This window comes from Streptomyces coerulescens, assembly GCF_042657965.1.
GTDB classification, from domain to species: Bacteria; Actinomycetota; Actinomycetes; order Streptomycetales; family Streptomycetaceae; genus Streptomyces; species Streptomyces coerulescens.
In genome coordinates this window covers 349,441-363,830 of record NZ_JBHSKM010000044.1, presented here as the reverse complement: position 1 = coordinate 363,830, position 14,390 = coordinate 349,441, and the positions used below count along the sequence as shown (strand labels likewise).

12 protein-coding genes are annotated in these 14,390 nt (G+C 69.4%); 8 read left to right on the top strand and 4 right to left on the bottom strand.

Features of this window, described 5'->3' with window-relative positions; translation table 11 throughout:
• Positions 1-219: 219 nt before the first annotated feature.
• Together ACFPQ9_RS39015 and ACFPQ9_RS39010 are read right to left on the bottom strand one after the other, a co-directional pair.
• Positions 220-1,272, bottom strand: a complete 1,053-nt coding sequence (locus ACFPQ9_RS39015; protein ID WP_380864016.1) for an alcohol dehydrogenase catalytic domain-containing protein — start codon at positions 1,270-1,272, stop codon at positions 220-222.
• A gap of 31 nt (positions 1,273-1,303) precedes the next feature.
• Entirely contained in the window at positions 1,304-2,311 is a 1,008-nt protein-coding gene (locus ACFPQ9_RS39010; RefSeq protein ID WP_380864013.1) for an NADP-dependent oxidoreductase, read from the bottom strand.
• Between the two features lie 454 nt (positions 2,312-2,765).
• Here ACFPQ9_RS39010 and ACFPQ9_RS39005 point away from each other — a divergent pair, with 454 nt between their 5' ends.
• The gene (locus tag ACFPQ9_RS39005; protein ID WP_380864010.1) at positions 2,766-3,728 is read left to right on the top strand and encodes a hypothetical protein; all 963 of its coding nucleotides are present in this window, start codon (positions 2,766-2,768) and stop codon (positions 3,726-3,728) included.
• A gap of 146 nt (positions 3,729-3,874) precedes the next feature.
• On the opposite strand, the gene ACFPQ9_RS39000 is transcribed toward ACFPQ9_RS39005, so the two are convergent.
• Positions 3,875-4,855, bottom strand: a complete 981-nt coding sequence (locus ACFPQ9_RS39000; RefSeq protein WP_380864008.1) for a winged helix-turn-helix domain-containing protein — start codon at positions 4,853-4,855, stop codon at positions 3,875-3,877.
• Positions 4,856-4,944: 89 nt separating this feature from the next.
• Between ACFPQ9_RS39000 and ACFPQ9_RS38995 the strand changes: the two genes are divergently transcribed.
• The 3 genes from ACFPQ9_RS38995 (at position 4,945) to ACFPQ9_RS38985 (ending at position 7,894) form a co-directional block, all read left to right on the top strand.
• Positions 4,945-6,261 (top strand): MFS transporter, encoded by a 1,317-nt coding sequence (locus tag ACFPQ9_RS38995; RefSeq protein WP_380864005.1) that lies wholly within the window; start codon positions 4,945-4,947, stop codon positions 6,259-6,261.
• Between the two features lie 134 nt (positions 6,262-6,395).
• Positions 6,396-6,980, top strand: coding sequence for a DinB family protein (locus tag ACFPQ9_RS38990; RefSeq protein WP_380864002.1), 585 nt, complete (start codon positions 6,396-6,398; stop codon positions 6,978-6,980).
• A 329-nt stretch (positions 6,981-7,309) separates the two neighbouring features.
• The gene (locus ACFPQ9_RS38985) at positions 7,310-7,894 is read left to right on the top strand and encodes a hypothetical protein (RefSeq protein ID WP_380864000.1); all 585 of its coding nucleotides are present in this window, start codon (positions 7,310-7,312) and stop codon (positions 7,892-7,894) included.
• Positions 7,895-8,182: 288 nt separating this feature from the next.
• On the opposite strand, the gene ACFPQ9_RS38980 is transcribed toward ACFPQ9_RS38985, so the two are convergent.
• Positions 8,183-9,220 carry a hypothetical protein gene (locus ACFPQ9_RS38980; protein ID WP_380863997.1) on the bottom strand — a complete coding sequence of 346 codons (1,038 nt, stop codon included), beginning with the start codon at positions 9,218-9,220 and terminating at the stop codon, positions 8,183-8,185.
• A 463-nt stretch (positions 9,221-9,683) separates the two neighbouring features.
• Here ACFPQ9_RS38980 and pyrF point away from each other — a divergent pair, with 463 nt between their 5' ends.
• The 4 genes from pyrF (at position 9,684) to ACFPQ9_RS38960 (ending at position 14,225) form a co-directional block, all read left to right on the top strand.
• Positions 9,684-10,379 (top strand): orotidine-5'-phosphate decarboxylase, encoded by a 696-nt coding sequence (gene pyrF, locus ACFPQ9_RS38975; RefSeq protein ID WP_380863994.1) that lies wholly within the window; start codon positions 9,684-9,686, stop codon positions 10,377-10,379.
• A 696-nt stretch (positions 10,380-11,075) separates the two neighbouring features.
• Positions 11,076-12,965: a propionyl-CoA synthetase gene (locus ACFPQ9_RS38970; RefSeq protein ID WP_380863991.1), complete on the top strand. Its 1,890-nt coding sequence runs from the start codon at positions 11,076-11,078 to the stop codon at positions 12,963-12,965.
• Positions 12,966-13,145: 180 nt separating this feature from the next.
• A complete protein-coding gene (locus ACFPQ9_RS38965) occupies positions 13,146-13,688 on the top strand; it encodes a hypothetical protein (protein ID WP_380863988.1) in 543 nt (180 codons plus the stop codon).
• A 204-nt stretch (positions 13,689-13,892) separates the two neighbouring features.
• Positions 13,893-14,225, top strand: coding sequence for a putative quinol monooxygenase (locus ACFPQ9_RS38960; RefSeq protein WP_380863985.1), 333 nt, complete (start codon positions 13,893-13,895; stop codon positions 14,223-14,225).
• Positions 14,226-14,390: the final 165 nt, after the last annotated feature.

Below are 14,390 nucleotides of genomic sequence, written 5' to 3'. Positions count from 1 at the left end.
GGAGCGAGCGTTCCATTCAGTCGGTCGTGTGTCCACGGACGGGCGCGGAATGGCTGAATGGTGATGTCGTGACCCGAGGGGGCGCCCGGACATCGCACGGCGGCCCGCAGTCGGCCCATCGGCCCATACCGGAACCAGGCCGCCAACCCGGCATCTCATCCGGGTTCGCGCGGGCTGCCGAGGGGCCGACGAGCCGATGCGGTGATCCGTGAAGCAGCGTCAGCGGGTGGGGTCGAGAAGGATCTTGCGGACACCGTCGGAGCGGCCCGCGAACAGTTCGTACGCCGCCGGGCCCTCCGACAGGGCGAAGTGATGGGAGACCACGGCGTCGGGCCTGATCCGGCCGGCACGGGTGAGGGCGATCAGGGGCGGGAGTTCGTAGTGCACCGAGCACAGCCCGATGGCGAACTCCAGTTCCTTGATCTGCGCCAGTCCCATGTGGAAGGGGAACGCCTTGTTCTGGCTGACCCCGATGACGCTGACCCGGCCGGCCTGCCGGACGGCCTTGAGGGCGAGCTCGATGGTGGCGTCCGAGCCGACGGCCTCCACCACGGCGTCCGGCCCGCGTCCGGCGGTCATCTCCCGTATGGCCGCCCGCACGTCTTCGCCCTCGACGGGCTCGACGCCCAGGGTGGATGCGAAGGTACGGCGCTCCGCGACGAGGTCGGTGCCCAGCACCCGCGCGGCGCCCATCGCGAAGGCGGACTGGGCGGCCATGAGGCCGACCGGGCCGAGGCCGATGACCAGAACGGTCTCGCCGGGCTGGATGCGCGCACGCCGGCAGCCGTACCAGGCCGTAGGGGCGTTGTCGGTCAGGACGAGGGCGGCCTCGTCGGAGACGCCCTCGGGCAAGTGGACCAGATTGACGTCGGCGCAGGGCACCGCCAGGGCCTGGGCCTGACTGCCTGGGAGCTGCGGGCTCACTCCGAAGCAGAGCTCCGTGCTCGACTTGGCGCGCTCGCACCGGGCGGTGAACCCGGCCGCGCACGACCGGCACTGCGCACAGCCGACGGAGGCGGGCACGAGAACCCGGTCGCCGGGCTTGAAGCGGGTGACCTGGCCGCCGGTCTCGACGACCACCCCGACGCATTCATGTCCGGGTGTGTAGCCCAGTTCCGGGCTGAACGGGTTGCCGCCGTAGATGTGCAGGTCGCTGCCGCAGATACCGGCCGCGGTCACCTGCACCACCGCATCGGTCGGACTGGTGACGGCCGGGTCGGGGACATCCCCGTAGCGGATGTCGTGACGACCGTGGTACGTCAGTGCCTTCATCGGATTTCTCTCTCCCCTCAGCCCGGCCCGGTCAGTCCGCGATCTTCAGCACCAACTTGCCGTGATTGTCACCACGGAAGAGGCGCATCAGGGTTTCGGGGAACTCCGCGACCGAGCCGGACACCACGTCCTCCAGGGACTTCAGTCGGCCCTGCGCCCGCCACGTGGCCAGTTGGGCGATGCCCTCGCCGTACCGGTCGGCGTAGTCGAACACCACGATGCCCGTCATGGAGGCGCGGTTCACCAGCAGCGACAGGTAGTTGGCGGGGCCTTGCGGCTGGGTGCTGTTGTACTGGGAGATCGCGCCGCAGACGACGATGCGCGCACCGCGCGCCAGCCGCAGCAGTACGGCGTCCAGGACGTCGCCGCCGACGTTGTCGAAGTACACGTCGACGCCGTCGGGGGCGTGCTCGCGCAGCGCCTTGCGGATGTCGTCCTTCTGGTAGTCGATCGCGGCGTCGAACCCGAACTCGTCCACCACCAGACGGCACTTGGCCTCGCCGCCGGCGATGCCGATGACCCGGCAGCCCAGGATCTTGGCGATCTGTCCGACGACGCTGCCGACGGCCCCGGCCGCTCCGGAGACCACGACGGTCTGCCCGGGCTCGGGACGCCCGACCTCGATCAGACCGAAGTAGGCCGTCAGACCCGACATGCCGAGCGTGCCGAGATACGTCGGCAAGGGGGCCGCCGCCGGGTCGACCTTCGTCACGTCGCGACCGTCCGACACGCAGTACTCCTGCACGCCGAACGAGCCCGACACATGGTCGCCGACCGCGAATCCCGAGTGCCGGGAGGCGATCACTCGTCCCACCGCACCGGCCCGCATGACCTCGCCGAGCTCCACCGGGCGGATGTAGGACCTGCCCGCGTTCATCCAGCCGCGCATCGCCGGGTCGATCGACAGACAGAGCACCTGCACCAGGAATTCCCCGTCACCTGGCTGCCCGGCCGGCTCCTCGACGTGCTCCCAGTCGCCGGGCTGCGGCTCTCCCACGGGACGTGCGGCCAGGCGCACCTGTCGGTTGGTTCTGCTCATCTCCGGGGGCTCCTTCGACGGTCCCGTTACGCATTGACTCTGCGGCCGGTGCCACGTACCGGCCCATTCATCTGCCATACCGACTGGTCGGTGTGGAGTGTGAGCGTACGGGTGGCATGCCGCTCGGGACAAGAGGGAGCCGGGCGCGAGCTGCGGCGGCCCATTCCACCGCCACGACATCCGGGATGAAATCCGGCATGCCACTGCCCGGCGCGCACCGTGGCGACGCGACCGGCTCGCACCTGGAGTTATGCGCGACGCGACCGGCTGGCACCCGGAGGTACTCGCGACCCGACCGGCTCGCACCCGGAGCTACCCGCGACCCGCGGACCGGCGCCGGACCTGTGATGTGGATGTGACCCGCGGACCGGCGCCGGACCTGTGATGCGGATGTGACCCGGAAGTGTGGCCTCCGCCACGGTCCGCGTTTCCCCGGCCCTGATGAGGTGGCTCCATGCGCACCGCCGCCCCCCTCTTAACGGCCCTCGCCCTGGCCCTCACCCTCGCCGGATGCGGGCAACGATCCGGGCCGCCCGCATCCCACCCGAGCCCCATCTCCTCGAACGACCCGCGCTTCCTGCCGCTCGCCGTCTACGACATGCCCGACGACGACGGCCATACGGTCGGCACGGCGCGGTGGACGCTCGCCAAGGAATGCATGACGCGCCTCGGCTTCCAGGGCCTGAGGAGCCTCGACATCGACCCCCTCCCCGCCTGGCCCCGACGCCCCGAGGGCACAGGCGTGGTGCAGCTTGCCCTGTACACCTCCGACGACCTCCGCTACGGCGTCCAGGATCCCGAGCAGGCCGCGCGGTACGGCTATCAGGCGGCGCGGGCCGAGCACGAGCAGAGTTACCCGGAGAAGGACCGGACCCTGTCCGAATACCTCGCGCTCACGGGTGAGTTCGTCGGGGAGGATCCGAAGAGCGCGCACGGCCACCGCATCCCGAGGCGCGGCTGTCTCGGTGAGGCGGACCGGGCGATCTACGGAACGAATCCGCAGGACCGCAAGGATCCGGTCCTGGACCTGGAGACGAAGAGCCTTCAGCAGGGGAGGCGGGTGCCCGCCTGGCAGGTGGCGGACAGGACGTGGTCGGCCTGCATGCGCAAAGCGGGCTACCAGTATGCGAGCCCGAGGGATGCCGAGATCGGAGAGGACCGCCAACGCCAGGATCTGGAGGAGCGGCTGACCGGGGCGTCCCGGGACCCCGATGAGCCGTCCGTTCTCGAGAAGCGGACCGCGACCGCCGACGCCCGCTGCAAACAGGAGACCGGCTACGTCGGCACCGTGCACGCCATCGACGTACGCATCCAGAACGAACTCGTGGCCCGGCACCGGGCGACACTGGAGGCACACCGCCGCTGGAACGACGACGCGACCCGCAGGGCCGAGGAGATCCTGGAAGACGGCTCATGAGGGTCGGCCCGCACGAGGCCCGGGCACCTCGCCGGGCCCACAGAGGCGTGGCGGCGCCTCAAAAGCAGTGCTGATCTGAGCCCTCAGCCCTCAGCCCTCAGCCCTCAGCCCTCAGCCCTCAGCCCTCAGTCCTCAGTCCTCAGTCCTCAGCCCGAACCGGCGACCAGCGCCTCGCCGAGCGGGGTGCGCCGGTAGAGGACCGACCGTCCGGACCGGGCGCGGACGAGCAGCCCCGCGCCTCGCAGGATGGCGAGGTGGTCTCCCACCGCGCCGGGTGCCATGGCGAGGCTTCGGGCGAGGTGGCTGGTACTGGCCGGGGCGTCCAGCGCCAACAGCAGCCGGGCTCGGGCCCGGCCGACCAGAGCGGTCAGCGCGTCGGGTTGGGGGACGGTCTCCTGTTCGCCCCACAGGGCGGCGGTGCCGCGGGCACGATAGACCAAGGTCCTGGGCCAGGGGTCTTCCAGGTGGGCGGCGATATTCGCGACGAAGACCGAAGGGATCAGCAGGAGACCGTCGCCGGCGAGGCGGACTGTTCCGACTGGGGGGAAATAGCCGATCTCGATACCGCCGGCGCGCCAGGCGATGGTCGGATGCAGGCTCTCGATGGCCGTGGCCCATCCGTGTTCGCCGATCACCCCCACCCGGTGCACGACATCGCGCTCACAGATCGCGCGCAGTTGCGGCCAGTCCGTCGCGAGCAGTGCGTGCCATGCCTGGTCCATCGCCTCGGCGATCCTGGAGACGGCGTCCGTCGAGTCCAGTACCGCGCGTACGCGGGGATCACGGGCGGACGGGCCGGTCGCGTTGGTGGCGATTTCGTGGCGGGCCGCTTCCAGCGGTGTGGCCCGGATCATGGCCAGGTCGTCCGCCCAGGTCTGGTTGAGGCTGCGCGGAGGCGGGGCGACGAAGTCCGGTCCGGATTGCGGGGTGTGCAGGGCGAGGACGGCGTCCAGTTCGGTCTCGCGGCGAAGCCGTTCAAAGCCCGGCCGGAGCCGGGCGGCCCAGGCTCGCGGCAGCGGCCGGTCCTGGCCGGCGAGCGAGCGCAACAGGAAGCAGAGGTCCATCGCGGGCGACAGTGCGAAGCGGCTGCGAAGCAGGTCCTCGACGGAGACTTCGAAGCGGAGCACCTTGCGATGCTACCGCCGGACGTCTGTTGCGATTCGTCCAGCGACGAATCATTGGTGAGTGGCGTTGGCGCACGGCGAGGCTGCGCGTCATGACTGCAACCGCCGAACCCGCGCAGGCCAACCGCCGTGCCACCTACCGTGAGGTGCTGGCCGAGCCGCGATTCCGGCTGCTCTTCGCGACCCGCGCCGTCGCGATCACTGCGGGCTCGCTGCGGATCACCACGTTCTCGGTGCTGGTCTTCGCGACCACCGGCTCCGCGCTGCTCAGCGCACTGGCCTTCGGTATCGGCTTTCTCCCGCAGTTGTTCGGCTCGCTGCTGCTGGGCTCACTGGCCGACCGTCTGCCGCCCCGCGCGCTCATCGCCGGCGGCTACGCCTTGGAGTGCGTCGCCGCACTGCTGCTCGCCCTGGTGCGGATGCCGATCGCGGCAAGCCTTGGTGTCGTGGCGCTGGTCGCCCTGACCACACCGGTGTTCGGCGGCGCGTCGAGTCGGCTGGTCGCGCAGTGGCTGAAGGGCGACGCCTATGTACTGGGCCGTTCACTGAACAACATCGCCTCCTCCGGCGCGCAATTGTTCGGTCTATCGCTGGGAGGTGCGGTCGTCGCGGTGCTCGGCCCGCACCGGGCGCTCGCGGTGAGCGCCGCCCTCTACCTCGGCTGCGCGCTCGCTGTCCGCATCCGGCTACCCCGGCTGGAGCCGGGAGAGTTCGGCGGCACCGCCGGTAGTGCTCGGGGCGATGGCATGGCCGTCCGGGCAAGCCTGCACGGTGCCGGCCTGCTGCTGCGCGGACACACGGTACGACGATTGATGCTGGCCCAGTGGCTACCGCCCGCGTTCGTAGCGGGCGCGGAAGGTCTGATCGTCGCCTACGCGGGAGGACGCCACTTCGCGCCCGGTTGGTACGCGGTGCTGATGGGCTGTCTGCCGGTCGGCATGCTTGTCGGTGACCTGCTGGTGGGTCGACTCCTACGGCCACCCGCCCGGGAGCGACTGGTGGTCCCGTTGATCGCGCTGACGGGACTGCCGCTGGTCGGGTTCGCCACCGAGCCAGGAGTGGGTGTCTCGTCCTGTCTGCTGCTGCTCTGCGGCTTCGGATTGGCTTACGGTCTCGGCCTGCAACGGCCGTTCCTGGACGCCCTGCCGCAGGATGGCCAGGGCCAGGCCTTCGGCCTGCTCGGCTCCGGCAGCATGACGCTGCAGGGCCTCGGGCCGGCCTGCTTCGGCTCGGTGGCCGCGGGCATCGGAACAGGCAGCGCAATCGCCCTGGCAGGCGGCGCGGCGATGCTCACCGCCGGCTGGATTCTCACCTGGCACCCGCCCACCTCCCCGACCCCCGTCCCGAGCTACTCAACGGGATCAGAGAACGGCCTCGAACAGCATGCGTGCAGTTCTCCTGCGCGGTAACCGTCGCAGGTCGGGTCGACCGCGAGCCGTCACGCACCCGACCCCCACGAGTCCCAAGCCTCGGCTCTGCCGGCCGTTACGGACCACGTACGGGATCTTGAGACCACGAACAACCCATGGAAGGTTCATGCCGCATGATCGATGAATTCGCGAAGGGCGACCTGCACAGGAGACTGCAGCGGGACCGCGAGGCGTTGCTCTGGAAACTCGACGGCTTGTCCGCATACGACGCCCGCCGGCCTTTGACGGCGACCGGGACGAACCTCCTCGGCCTGGTCAAACACGTGGCCACCGTCGAGGCCAGGTACTTCGGCGAGGTCTTCGACCGCCCTTCCCCGGAACCACTGTGCCGGTGGCAGGACTCCGACGGCAGCGATCAGTGGGCGACCGAGGACGAGACCCGCGATCAGATCATCGGGTTCTACCGGCGCACGTGGGAACACTCGGACGCGACGATCAACGAGCTCTCCCTCGACGCCCCCGGCCACGTGCCGTGGTGGCAGGAGCCTTCTCCCAACACGAACCTGTTCGCCGTCATGGTCCATGTCCTCGGCGAGACCATTCGGCATGCCGGGCACGCCGATATCCTGCGCGAGGGCCTCGACGGCCGGACCGGGGTGCGCGCCGAAAACGAGCAGCCGATCGACGAGGAAGCCCGCGCAGCCTACTGCGCGAAGATCGAGCAGGCCGCCAGGGCGGCCGTATCAATCAAGGCTTAGTCGAACATATCGGGCAGTCTTACATCCGCTCCCTACCGAGGCTTGCGATATCTGAGCACCCGGCCACCCGATATGCCCGCGTCACCCGATGTGGGCGTTCCGCGTTCGTCGTCCTCGCCCATCTAGAGGGCGTCCGTGTTGCTCAGCGGGTGCAGGGCGCAGGGCGCCGGCGGCCGCGGTCGCGGCGGTGAAGCTGTAGCGGCTGAGCAGGTTCGGGTAGCGATGTGGTCAGAAGTCGTGGCGTCTCGTGGTGTCCGGGTGTGTCGCGCTGCCGGATCCCGGCTGGTCGCCTGTGACAAGGGGGCTGGGGCCAGCCGACAATCCAGCACATGGATGATGCGTTCACACTTCTCCGGCAGGCTGTCGACCTGCTGCCCGAGGACGCCGCGGCTGAGAACGGCGTGACGGTCGGGGATGTTCGCGAGGACATCGCGCGCCAGGAATGGGAGATGGTGCTTGGCCTTCTCATAGAGATCGCGGATATCCATCCCGTGTCCGATTCCTTCTGGGAGATCCTCGCTGAGGCCGCTCGGCAGATGATGCTCGACCGCAGCCGCCGCTGGTGCCAGTGGCGGAGCTGGGAAGTCCAGCACGGCACCGTCCGCGCGACGCTGACCCTGCTGGGCACAGACGAGGGCGGACGTCGGGGCGCCTTCTCAGGGGACGGTCAGCTCCGACCTCTGTGGGACATCGGTAACCGCACTTCCGATGGAGAGCGAGATCTGAACATCGCCTCGGTATGGGTGGAGTTCGCGCAGGAGCTCGGTCCTGGGGAGACCGCCGATGTCCGGCTGGCTCCCCTGAGCCCCGAGCAGTGGAGGAATCTGAAGACCGGCGACGTGATCACCATGCACGAGGGCCGACCTGCCGTCGGCACGGCCACGGTCATCGAGGTCCTGAAGCCTCGCGGCTGAGCCCATCCCGTGGGCGGCCGCGCGAGGCGGCCCGGGGCCGATGCCTGTCAGTCGCCGCCGCGGCATCTCTCGCTACTGCCCGCACGTCCGAACCGCCAGATCGCGCCCTCGGACTGCTGCCGCAGCCGCTCAGGGTACGGGCCGTGCCTGCCTATGGGCAGGCACGGCCCGATGAACTCCCTTTCAGCACCTGTCTGTTGCGCCCGTGTCATACAAAACGGTGAGCAGGGCAAGGGGCGCTCACGAAACAGCAGCGGATTCTGCAGCGCGTATCGAAACCTGATCAACCTAGTGGTCTTTTTCGGCCCAGTACGCGGCCCGCACCTCCCCCTCCACGAAGTCCCGGCGCGGTACACGCAGACCGAGGGACTCCTCCAAGGCATGGAAGTACAGCTCGAAGGTGTTGGTGAGTTGGGGGTGGTCCAGTTCGGCGCGGCGTATGGCACGGTTGAGGAAGTCCAGTTCGCCGCCCCGCAGATAGGGGGCGCGGCCTCGTTCGTACCAGATCAGCTCCAGCGCGCCCCAGTCGTCGTCCACGCGGCGACCGTCCCGGATGTAGTCGAGGGTGTAGATGGCCTTCGCGGCGGTGGCGGTCAGCCACACGCTCTCCTTGATTCCGAGCGCCGCGTACGCCCCCTTGTCGGCGAAGGCCCCTGGCGGCGTGTCGTGGTGCAGCAGGAACGTCCACCCGCCTGCCTGCCCGAAACAGCAGCTCTTCCACTGGCGGTCCCAGTGGGCCCGGCCGCCGTCCACGGCCTGCAGGTCCTTCAGGCGCGTGCCGGCCGCGACCTGCTCGGGGTCGGCCCCGTACAGCAGGGCCAGCCGCTCGGCGTCGACGGTTCGCCCGGGCGCTGCGCGGAAGAAGGCAAGGGTGGTGTACGGGTCCTGTTCGCGCCAGGACCTGGCTATCCAGGCGAGCCCTTCCAGGGGATCGCGCCCGCACGCTTCGACTGTCCCCGTATCGTCCAGGCCGCCGTTGCGGAACCGTCTGCCCCAGACCGGATCGATCCGCTCCAGCGCGTCGGCCACCTCCTCGGGGCTGCCGCCGCGCTGCCGCACCGCGGCCTCGGCGATCAGGTAAAGCGCCTGTTCGAGGTCACGGGTGGCGAAGACCTCCCGGTAGGGACCGTGATGGCCGCGCACTGTGCCGTTCTCGTCCAGCAGCAGGCACAGGCCGTCATCCTCCGCCTCCTCAGCGCGCTCGGCGCACTCCTCCAGTTCGTCGTCCGACAACGCCACGGGCGGCAGCCCGACCCCTTGGAGCAGGTCGTGTCCAGCGACGGTCCGCTGCCACGCCTCCGCAAGTATCCGCTTGGTGATCTCCATGACGTCAGAATAGGAACGGCCACTGACAATCGGCCGATCATCTCGGCTGGTCAAACCTCGGCCGCTCACGACCGGAATGAGGCCCGTCCCGACTCCACGAGTGGTCGCGCGGACACCTTCGCCCCGACCGCTACCGCATCCCCGAACGCGCCAATCCCTCCGAACGTCGACGGCAGTTCGCCCAGCACGTCCGCGAGCAATGCACAACTTCTGGAACCGCCTCGTTCGTCTGCTCCGTCGCCGCGCTTTGTCTCACGGTGGCACCGCAACTTCGGCCTGGTGCCATGAAGCCGACCAGCAGTCGAACAGCCCCGCCCGTTTGATCCGGATCGTAGACCTCATCCATCGACATGATCACGGCTCAATAAGCCCTGGCGCCCTGGTGCTGCGACCGGAAACGATCACCGGTCACGTTGACGGCCCTGGTGATGGGGCGTGGCGGGGGTGGCGACACAATGACGCCGTGGATCGGACCAGCCAGATCATCGTCGCCTTGGACTGCAACAATCGCGCAGTTGCCGATGCCGTCGTGAAGCAACTGGGCGACGAGTGCCGTTTCTACAAGGTCGGCTTGGAGCTGCTCACCGCGGTGGGCCCGGACGTCGTCAAGGACCTTGTCGCCCGGGGCAAGGAGGTCTTCCTGGACCTCAAGCTCTTCGAGATCCCGAACTCGGTTGCCGGTGCGGTTCGCGCCGCAGGGGCACTGGGCGTGTCCATGGTGACCGTCCACGGCATGGGCGGCAGCGGCATCATGTCCGCCGCAGTCGAGGCCGCCCGTGACTTTCCCGGCCTGCGCATCCTTGCCTTGACCGTGGTCACCAGCATGACCGACGCGGATCTGACCGACATCGGCGTAAGTGATGCGGTGGACAAGCAGGTGCTCCGGCTGGCCCGTCTGGCGCAGAGGGCTGGCTGCCATGGCGTGATCGCCTCGCCACAGGAGGTCGCGGCATTGCGCAGCACTCTGGGTCCAGATGCCCAAATCGTCACTCCGGGCGTCACGCTGCCCGGCGAATCCCCGGCCGAGCACGCCCGCCCGGGGACCCCGCGTGCGGCGGTCATAGCGGGGGCCTCGCATGTTGTCGTTGGCCGGGCGGTCACCCGTGCCACGGACCCGGTGGCCATGTTCCGTTTCGTCCGGGCGAGTCTCACTCCGTAGCAGGCGCGCCTCGACCACAGGGGTCGGTGATGCGGCGGCGAGGGGACGACCGTTCCAACGGATGCCTCTTCTCGCTGTGCGGATGCGGATGCGGATGCGGGCGCGTTCGCGGCGCTGGGTGGCCAGCCGGCCGTGCCGGGACGTCGGGTGGCAGGCGTTCTGGTTGCCCCCGCGCTGGAAGCGGTGCAGCTCCCGCCGACTGCACGGCGTGGTTGGGTGATTCGAGTGGGCGAGGGTGAACTGCCGCAGCGGCCCCAAGTGCGCCTCGATCGGGTCCGCCCAGGATACGTTCGTCGGCGTAAAGCACAGCTCGACCTTGTTCCGAGCTGCCCACCGTCTGATCCTGGCAACCTTGTGGACGGGGTTCGCGGGTGACTTGGTGGAGGCTCGCGCTGGCGCCGTCTCTTTTGGGGACCGGGTGATGCTCTGGAGGGCGCGGAAGGCGTGGGCGGCGGAGACGGGATCACGTGTTGGCGGCCTCTCCAGGCGCGGCTTCCCAAGTGGGCCGGCCCAGGGCCTGCTTCCTCTCGCGGTGGTCGTGCCCGGTACGCCGGCGCGGTTTCGCGGTCGTCGTCCATGCCGGCCCCCACCCTGGGTGACGCGGTCAAGGTGAGCGCACACGGATTGGCCGATCGCATGATCCACGTGTGACATGGTGGCAGGCGGGCCACCACGACCCTGGTCAAGGAGAGTGCGATGGGAATGTACGAGGACGTCTTTCGGGCCAGCCTGGAAGACCCGGAGAGGTTCTGGCTGCGGGCGGCGGAAGGCATCGACTGGGAGGTGGCGCCCTCCCGTGCCCTGGACTCCTCGGGCGCGCCCTTCCACCGCTGGTTCCCGGACGGCCGGCTCAACGTCTGCTTCAACGCGGTGGACCGGCATGTCGAAGCCGGCCGGGGCGAACAGCCCGCGCTCGTCTACGACTCCCCGGTGACCGGCTCCCGACGCACCTACACCTACGCCCAGTTGAGGGACGAGGTGGCCGCCTTCGCCGGGGCGCTCGCCGGGCTCGGTGTGGAGCACGGCGACCGGGTGGTCATCTACATGCCGATGGTCCCCGAGGCCGCCATCGCGATGCTGGCCTGCGCACGCATCGGCGCCGTCCACTCGGTCGTCTTCGGCGGATTCGCCCCACCCGAACTCGCGGTCCGTATCGACGATGCCACCCCCAAGGTGGTGGTCTCCGCCTCCTGCGGCATCGAGGGCAAGCGCGTCATCCCGTACAAGCCGCTGCTGGACCGCGCGATCGAACTCGCCGAGCACAAGCCGCAGAAGAGGGTGATCCTGCAACGGCCCCAGGAGCGCGCCGAGTTGGGACCGGACGACCTCGACTGGGCCGACCTGGTCGCCGACGCACGATCGGCCGCCTGCGTTCCCGTGGCCGCGACCGACCCGCTCTACATCCTCTACACATCCGGAACGACCGGGAAACCCAAGGGAGTTGTCCGCGACTGCGGCGGTTGTGCCGTGGCTCTGCACTGGTCGATGGGCGCCGTCTATGACATCGGCCCGGGCGAGACGATGTTCACCGGGTCCGATGTCGGGTGGGTCGTCGGGCACTCGTACATCGTCTACGGGCCGCTGCTGGCCGGTGCCACGACCGTGCTGTACGAGGGCAAACCGGTCGGCACGCCGGACGCGGGCCAGTTCTGGCGGGTCGCCGCCGATCACGGCGTCAAGACCATGTTCACGGCACCCACCGCCTTCCGCGCCATCCGAAAAGAGGACCCGGAGGGCACCCTCACCGCCGGGTACGACCTCTCCCGACTGCGCTATCTCTTCCTCGCCGGTGAGCGCCTCGACCCCGAGACGTATCACTGGGCGAGCGCCCTTCTGGACATCCCCGTGATCGACCACTGGTGGCAGACGGAGACGGGCTGGCCGATCGTCGCCAACCCGGTGGGCATCGAGGCCGTACCCGTCAAACCCGGCTCGCCCACCCGCCCGCTGCCGGGCTGGGACGTCCGCGTCCTGGACCCCGCCGGGCAGCCCGTCCCCGCCGGCGTCGACGGCGCGATCGTCGTCAAACTCCCCCTCCCGCCCGGCGCCCTGCCCACCCTCTGGAACGACGACGCCCGCTTCGTCGCCTCCTACCTCTCCGCCTACGACGGCTACTACCTCACCGGCGACAGCGGGCACATCGACGAGGACGGCTACGTGTACGTCATGGGCCGCACCGACGACGTCATCAACGTCGCCGGACACCGACTCTCCACCGGCAGCATGGAGGAGGCCCTGGCCGCGCACCCCGACGTCGCCGAGTGCGCCGTGATCGGCGTCGCCGACGCCCTCAAAGGGCAGGTTCCGCGCGGCTTCGTCGTCCTGAAGGCGGGTACCGTCCGCGATGAGAAGGAGGTCGAGGCCGAACTGGTCCGGCTTGTACGCGAGCGCATCGGCGCCGTGGCCTCCCTCAAGGAGGTCGCCGTCGTGGCCGCCCTGCCCAAGACACGCTCCGGGAAGATCCTGCGCAAGACGATGCGCGGTATCGCCGACGGCTTCGACGAACCCATCCCGTCCACGGTCGACGACCCGAGCGTCATCGAGACCCTGCGCCCGCTTCTCCGTCGCCACGATCACACCGTGTGAGATGGCGACCGGGTCGGCGGCCCTGTCACCACTTGGACCGGCCGGGGCTACGGACAGTGACGACGTGGGTACTCTCGCGCAGAGTCGCTCGACGGTCGCCGGGGCGCGTGTGACGGCCGTGGGTAAAGTGACGGCATGTCCACGCGGGGGAGAAGTCTCAGATTTACAGCGGTGTCAGCGATGGTCGTGCTGGCGCTGACGGGGTTCTCGTCCGGCCGTGGTGATCACAGCGATGGCGGGGGCGGTTGCAGCAGCTCCAGCCGGGACCACGACAGTCCATCGACGACGGGCAGCGGTGTCTCGCCCGACAGTTCGCCCAGCGGCACGTCCGGCAGTGACACGCATGACTCCGGCACGAGCACCGGTGGCAGCGGCGATGGTACGGACCGTTCGCGACCCACCCACCGTTCCACCCCCACCGCGTCGCCCTCCAGCGACACCGCCCGGCCCCTGAAGGACGGCACCGCGGTGCTCATCAGCTGCGCGAGCGCGGACGATCCGTACGCGACCGTCGAGGTCAGGAATCCGAACGGACGCGACGGTCTCTTCACCGTGAGGATCAGCTTCAAGGACGCACATGGCTTCACCATGATCGACACTGGCGATCAGGTGTCGGTGCCCGCGAAGGGCACGGCAACCTACCGGGTCGCCGTTGCCAGCACGGGCCGCGTGGACCAGATCGATCGCTGCGAGGTCAATCCACGGGCCACTGCCGACCGTTGACGGCCTGCGGAGCTCACCGCGTCCAGAAGACCCCGCGGGCGCCCGGCGACGACCAGCTCCGCGTGCCGGGCCCCGGCAGCTTGCTCAGGGAAGGGGCGTCGGCTCCTGGGCGGGCTGCCCAGCCGCACGCTCGCCGTGCTGCCAGTCAGGTACACACAACGCCCCTCCTGATACTGGGCCGCAGAACACCAGCGAAGGAATTCCATGATCTTCATCACCGCCAAGTTCCGGGTCCGCCCCGAGCACGCCGACAGCTGGCCCGAGATCACCGCGGACTTGACCCGGGCGACGCGCGCCGAACCCGGCTGCCTGTGGTTCGACTGGTCGCGCAGCACGGACGAGCCGACCGAGTACGTCCTCGTCGAGGCCTTCCGCGACGACGAGGCCGGGGGCGCGCATGTACAGTCCGCACACTTCAAGGCCGCCCAGCAGACACTGCCGCCCCATCTGGTCGAGACGCCGCGCATCGTGAACGCGACGATTCCTCAGGACGACTGGTCGCTCCTTGGGGAGATGGAGGTCCCCGGACAGGAGTAGCACCCGGACCGAACGGCAGGGAGCCGTGCGCTCACGGCATCACCGCCACGGCTCCCCGCCCCGTCCGCCACGGCTCCCCGCCCCGTCCGCCGCGGTACGCCGAGACACCAGCGGCCATCAGTACTTGCGCAATGAGCGGCTTACGCCACCGTACCCACCCTGCAG

What these genes read in the sequence shown, in the direction of transcription:
- ACFPQ9_RS38960 (WP_380863985.1), top strand. Translation starts at nt 13,893, where the DNA reads ATGATCTTCATCACCGCCAAGTTCCGGGTCCGCCCCGAGCACGCCGAC.
- ACFPQ9_RS39010 (WP_380864013.1), bottom strand. Translation starts at nt 2,311, where the DNA reads ATGAGCAGAACCAACCGACAGGTGCGCCTGGCCGCACGTCCCGTGGGA.
- ACFPQ9_RS39015 (WP_380864016.1), bottom strand. Translation starts at nt 1,272, where the DNA reads ATGAAGGCACTGACGTACCACGGTCGTCACGACATCCGCTACGGGGAT.
- ACFPQ9_RS38990 (WP_380864002.1), top strand. Translation starts at nt 6,396, where the DNA reads ATGATCGATGAATTCGCGAAGGGCGACCTGCACAGGAGACTGCAGCGG.
- ACFPQ9_RS38980 (WP_380863997.1), bottom strand. Translation starts at nt 9,220, where the DNA reads ATGGAGATCACCAAGCGGATACTTGCGGAGGCGTGGCAGCGGACCGTC.
- ACFPQ9_RS38995 (WP_380864005.1), top strand. Translation starts at nt 4,945, where the DNA reads ATGACTGCAACCGCCGAACCCGCGCAGGCCAACCGCCGTGCCACCTAC.
- ACFPQ9_RS38970 (WP_380863991.1), top strand. Translation starts at nt 11,076, where the DNA reads ATGGGAATGTACGAGGACGTCTTTCGGGCCAGCCTGGAAGACCCGGAG.
- ACFPQ9_RS38965 (WP_380863988.1), top strand. Translation starts at nt 13,146, where the DNA reads ATGGTCGTGCTGGCGCTGACGGGGTTCTCGTCCGGCCGTGGTGATCAC.
- ACFPQ9_RS39005 (WP_380864010.1), top strand. Translation starts at nt 2,766, where the DNA reads ATGCGCACCGCCGCCCCCCTCTTAACGGCCCTCGCCCTGGCCCTCACC.
- ACFPQ9_RS38985 (WP_380864000.1), top strand. Translation starts at nt 7,310, where the DNA reads ATGGATGATGCGTTCACACTTCTCCGGCAGGCTGTCGACCTGCTGCCC.